Genomic DNA, 5046 nt, shown 5'->3' with positions numbered 1-5046 from the left:
GCAACCCGGTAGTCGGCGCCGCGATCGCGCAGGGCGGCAAGCGTCGCGTCGAGCTGGTCGCCGAATGCCCGGGCGATCGCTGGATCGCGGCAGGCGCCGGGCACGGGCGGCAGGTCCTGACAGGTCAGGCGATAGACTTCCTGGAGGGCGACTAGGTCGGCACGCCGGCGGACGATCTCGGCCACCTGACGCTCGGCCCGGCGCGGGAAATAGTTCTCGGCCACCTGGCGGAGCAGGGCGACTGCCGCCTCGCCGGGATCGCCGGCCTCCGCGGCATCGAGCAGCCCGTCGACATCGCCGCCTGGGTACTGGTTCTGGGTCATGACGTCGATCTCACCCGGCCAGCGGCGCAGGTCCGGGCGCTCGGCGGCGAGTGCGCCGGTCGCAGCCAGGAGGAGCCACGACAGGCAGAGGACCATGGCACCCGCGCAGGTGCGCGCCGGGCAGGGCAGGATCAGCCGGAATATCCGGCAAGCGACGTGAACCATTCGTTCAAGCCTATAATCAGGTCCGCTCAACCAGCCACCATGTAATAATTTAGCCGGCCATGACGAGCGGGAAAGTGACGAAGATCAACCGGTGGAAGGGTACGGCAGGTCGTGACGACGGGGTGGCGACGAAATCCACGATGCATCGACAAGACATCCTGCGCTGGTTCGGGAACGGACTCGCCCCCTTCCGCCGGGGCCATCCTTCGGCCAACATACCACGCGTCCGTTAACGAACGCCATGCAATCGATGTGGTGCTGCCAGGGCTGCGCCGCTTAGAAACGCAGCCACGCAGCCACGCCAGCATGGTCCGAAGGCCACAGGCGCACGCCATTCACCGGCGCGGTCTTGGCGGCGGGCTGGTTGCCGTCCAGCCGGACCGCGCGCACCAGGGTGGGCCTGCTCACGAAGATCTGATCAATCCGCTCGAACAGGATCGAGGTCGGGTTGCGCAGGTCCGCGGCCTGGCAGCAGGTGAAGCCTCGCGCCTGTGGTGAGCCTGCCGCCCAGCTGTCCAGGAAGCCGGCGGCCTGGAAGCGGCGGTAGGGCGACACGATCGGTGCCGGCCGCTGATCGGCTGGGCCGGAGTTGAAGTCGCCCACCACGATGGTCGGTCCCGCCTGCGCGCGTGGCGCCGTGTTTAGCGCCCCCAGGAGCTCCGCCGCCTGGGCCGCCTGAATGGCGGCGAAGCCGGGAGGGCCGTCGCCCAGCGCTGCCACCTCCAGATGGGTGTTCGCGAACCGGTAGCTGCGCCCCAGGATCACCGTGTCCACCGCCACGAAGCCGCGCTTGAAGCCGATGCGGCCGAGATTGCCCGGCAGCGGCAGGGGGATGCTCGCCTCGGCACGATAGTTGCAACCCTGGGCGGAGCGGCGGCAGCCGGGGAAGGTCACCGGGCTGGTCGCGATGTCCCGGCGCCGCAGGATCACGTCCTGGTCGTAGGCGGAAAGCAGGCCCAGCTTGCCGTCGATCGTGAACGGCAGGCCGCGCAGCAGCCCGATCCCCGGCAGCTGCGACAGGGTCTCGCGCAGGTCGAAGTTCACGACCCTCGCCGCCACCTCGTAGCCGCCGCCGCTGGCATCCAGTGCCGCAAGCGTCGTCCTGAGATGATCGCCGAACGCGGCGGCGATGCTTGAGTCGGTGCAGGCACCGGGCCTGGGCGGCAGCTCGCGGCAGCTTAAGTGGAAGACTTCCTGCAGGCCGACCAGCTCCGGCCGGCGCGCCTGGATCTGGGCGGCCTGCCGCGCGCCGCGCGGCGGGAACGGGCTGGCCGCCGCCTGACGCAGGAGCCTCAGCACCGCCTCGTTCAGCTCCGACGGCGAGCCGGCGCCGGACAGGGTGGCGAGGTCGGCGCCGATATACTGGTTCTGGGTCATCACCAGGATCTCGCCGACCGGGCGCGCCTGGGCGTGGGCATGCGAGCTGCCGAGCGCCAGGAGCAGGGCAGTGGCCAGGCCGGTCAGGAAGCGGCGCGGACGCATGGCGGGATCCCTGGAGCTGGTCGCGTTAGGATCAGGCAGATGGTCCCTCCGAGCACGCCCAGTCAAGCCGGGCTGAAGGGCGGTCCACCAGGGGAATGAGCGGGAGGGGCCAGGCTGGTCCGGTCCACGAACCGGCTCGGCAGCTCGACCATCCGGGCAGGTGCGGCGGGATCGGCGAGGCGGGCCAGCATCATGTCCGCTGCCGCCCGGCCGATGGCACCGAAGTCGCGCACCACCGAGCTCACCTCGGGACTCGCCGCCATGGCCACGTCCTCGGCATCGAGTGCTGCGAGCGACAGATCCTCCGGTACGGTCAGTCCCCGCTCCCGGCAGGCGTGCAGGAGCGCCAGCAGCAGCCGGCTGCCTTCCGCGATCACCGCGCTGGGCCGGTTCTCGTCGTCGAGCAGCCGGCCGAGCTCGGCCGCCATTTCCTGGCCGGGCACCAGGCCGACTGGGAGCAGCCCTGCCGGCTCGAGTCCGGCGGCCAGCCCTGCCGCCAGGAAGTGCCGGCGCCGCTCCAGGGTCGGCCGGATCGCAAAGGTCTGCTGGACCAGTGCTAAGCGGCGGTGGCCCAGCAGCGCCAGCCGGGCCACCAAGGCGGTCATCGCCGCTGCATGGTCGGTACAGACGCGGTCGGCGCTGATCGGCAGGTCCCGGTCGAGCAGCACCAGCGGGACGTCGACCGCGCGCAGCCCCGCCTGGACCTGCGGGTCGGTCTGGTCGGACACGTAGAGGATGATCCCGTCGACCTGCCGGGTGCGCAGCAGGTCGAGCGCCGCGCATTCCCGCTGGATCTGCTGGTCGCTGCTGGCGAGCAGCATGGCATAGCCACGCTCCGCCAGCCGGTCGGCTGCCGCCTGGGCCACCGCCGCGTTGGGATAGGCAGTGAGGCTCGGGATCAGGATGCCGATCGTGCGAGTCGCCTGGGTGCGCATCGCGCGCGCCGCCAGGTTCGGGATGTAGCCCAGGCTGCGCATGGCCGCCTCGACGCGGGCCCTGGTTGCGGGCACCACCTTGTCGGGCTCGTTGCAGACCCGGGACACGGTGACGGTCGACACCCCGGCCTGGCGCGCCACCTCGCGGATCGTCGGCCGCCGACGGTCGGCTGCTGATTCCGCTGGCGGAATGTTGACGTTTTCATCGGGCAAGCGCAGGCTCGACCAGTTGCGTGGGCGACCAAGATCGGGAGAGGCAGGACATGGCCGTGCTGAGCAGCGAGCAGATTGCCGCCTACGAGCGGGACGGGTTCCTGGTTGTCAAGGACGTGCTGTCGGAGGCCGAGGTGGCGGAGCTGCGCCGGGTCACCGAGGAGCTGGTCGAGAAGGCGCGCGGAGTGACGGCGCATGACGACGTCTACGACCTGGAGCCCAGCCACTCGCCCGAGGAGCCCCGGGTCCGCCGGATCAAGACCCCGCACCTGCAGGCGCCGATCTACGAGCAGGTGATGCGCCACCCGACCATCCTCGGCATCCTCCAGGACTTGGTGGCGCCGGCGATCCGGTTCGACACGTCCAAGCTGAACATGAAGGCCGCCGGCTATGGGGCCGCGGTCGAGTGGCACCAGGACTGGGCGTTCTATCCGCACACCAATGACGATCTGTGCGCGGTAGGCGTGATGATGGACGACTGCGCCATCGAGAACGGGCCGCTGCTCTGCATCCCCGGCACCCACAAGGGCAAGGTCTACGACCACCATGCGGATGGGTATTTCTGCGGGGCGATCGACCCCAGCGGCTCCGGCATCGCGTTCGACCAGGCCGTGCCCTGCATCGGCCCGGCCGGCAGCATCTCCATCCACCATGCTCGCACCATCCACGGCTCGGCGCTGAACACGTCCGACCGGATGCGGCGGCTCCTCCTGTTCCAGTACCGCGCCGCGGACGCTTGGCCCCTGTGCGCCGGCAACCAGATGGACTGGGACGCATGGCACGCGCTGATGCTGACCGGGCAGACCGATCCGATCGCACCACGCTTGGCCGACGTGCCGGTCCGCCTGCCGCTGCCCCCGGCCAGGAGCCAGGGCTCGATCTATGAGAACCAGCGCGGCCTGAAGACCAGCTTCTTCGGCAAGGCCGACACCCGGGCAGCGTGACCGGGGCTCTGCGCCTGCTGGTCGTGTTCGGCTGGCTCGCCTGGTCCGGCACCGCGTCCGGTTGCCCAGGGCGATGCGGAACCCTGCGAGATCGAGGGCGGCAGCTATCTGGTGCTGCTGCCAGCGGCCTGGCAGGGCAGTCCGCCGCCGGTGCTGCTCCACCTGCATGGCTGGGGCGGGAACGCCGCCGCGGTGCTGCAGGCCGGCTTCGCACAGGCCTTCCTGGCGCGCGGCTTCGCGGTGATCGCCCCGCAGGGACTCGAAGCCGGGCCCGGCGGCCGGACCGACTGGTCGGTGGCGGACGGCCAGCCCCATCCGCGCGACGACCGGACGTTCGTCGGCCGCGTCCTGGACGATGCCGCCCGCCGCTTCGGTCTGGACCGCGGCCGGGTGCTGCTGAGCGGCTTCTCCCGGGGCGGTTCGATGGCCTGGGACATTGCCTGCCAGGAACCCGGAATGGCGCTGGCCTACGCCCCGGTGGCCGGCGGGTTCTGGCAGCCGCAGCCTGCCGCCTGCGCCGGACCGGTCCGGCTCCTGCACACTCATGGCTTCGCCGACGCCACCGTGCCGCTGGAAGGTCGTGAGCTGCGCGGCGGTGCGCTGGCGCAGGCCGACATCTTCGCCGGGCTCGCCCTGTGGTGCAGGGTGGATGGCTGCGACGGCCCGGCCGAAATCCCCGCCACGGCTGGCCCGTTCTGGCGCAAGCGCTGGACCGGCTGCCGGGCGGGCGCGGTGGAACTGGCGCTGCATCCGGACGGGCACACCGTCCCCGATGGCTGGGCAGAGCTGGCGATCGACTGGTTCCTGGCCCTGCCGCGCCGGTCGGGCGGAACCTCCGGATAGAGTCAGATCAGCTCGCGGACATGGGCCTCGCGGCCATAGATCGCGACCAGGGCCACGATGGTCACCCCGAGCGTGGCCTGGACCAGCGGCGGCCTCAGCCCGAGCCCGACCAGCACGGTGGTGAGCTCGATCAGGCAGAGG

Annotated in this window: 5 protein-coding genes; 2 read left to right on the top strand and 3 right to left on the bottom strand. The window is 71.0% G+C overall.

The window, feature by feature from the left end; translation table 11 throughout:
• From EQG76_RS06915 to EQG76_RS06905, 3 genes are all read right to left on the bottom strand, one after another.
• The coding region (locus EQG76_RS06915; RefSeq protein ID WP_159711841.1) for a hypothetical protein at positions 1-488 on the bottom strand (488 nt) is incomplete at its 3' end.
• 276 nt (positions 489-764) lie between these two features.
• Positions 765-1970, bottom strand: a complete 1206-nt coding sequence (locus tag EQG76_RS06910) for an endonuclease/exonuclease/phosphatase family protein (protein ID WP_159711839.1) — start codon at positions 1968-1970, stop codon at positions 765-767.
• 62 nt (positions 1971-2032) lie between these two features.
• Positions 2033-3118, bottom strand: a complete 1086-nt coding sequence (locus EQG76_RS06905) for a LacI family DNA-binding transcriptional regulator (protein WP_159711837.1) — start codon at positions 3116-3118, stop codon at positions 2033-2035.
• Between the two features lie 50 nt (positions 3119-3168).
• Between EQG76_RS06905 and EQG76_RS06900 the strand changes: the two genes are divergently transcribed.
• A complete protein-coding gene (locus EQG76_RS06900) occupies positions 3169-4062 on the top strand; it encodes a phytanoyl-CoA dioxygenase family protein (protein WP_200840610.1) in 894 nt (297 codons plus the stop codon).
• Positions 4063-4173: 111 nt separating this feature from the next.
• Positions 4174-4905, top strand: coding sequence for an alpha/beta hydrolase family esterase (locus tag EQG76_RS06895; RefSeq protein WP_159711835.1), 732 nt, complete (start codon positions 4174-4176; stop codon positions 4903-4905).
• The last annotated feature ends 141 nt before the right edge of the window (positions 4906-5046 follow it).

The organism is Geminicoccus flavidas (assembly GCF_009806515.1).
In the GTDB taxonomy this organism is placed as follows: Bacteria; Pseudomonadota; Alphaproteobacteria; order Geminicoccales; family Geminicoccaceae; genus Geminicoccus; species Geminicoccus flavidus.
The sequence above is the reverse complement of the archived record's forward strand: the minus strand, read 5'-3'. Positions and strand labels throughout refer to the sequence as shown.

Bases quoted from the DNA above. Each gene is read 5' to 3' on its own strand.
- EQG76_RS06910 (WP_159711839.1), bottom strand. From the start codon at position 1,970: ATGCGTCCGCGCCGCTTCCTGACCGGCCTGGCCACTGCCCTGCTCCTG.
- EQG76_RS06900 (WP_200840610.1), top strand. From the start codon at position 3,169: ATGGCCGTGCTGAGCAGCGAGCAGATTGCCGCCTACGAGCGGGACGGG.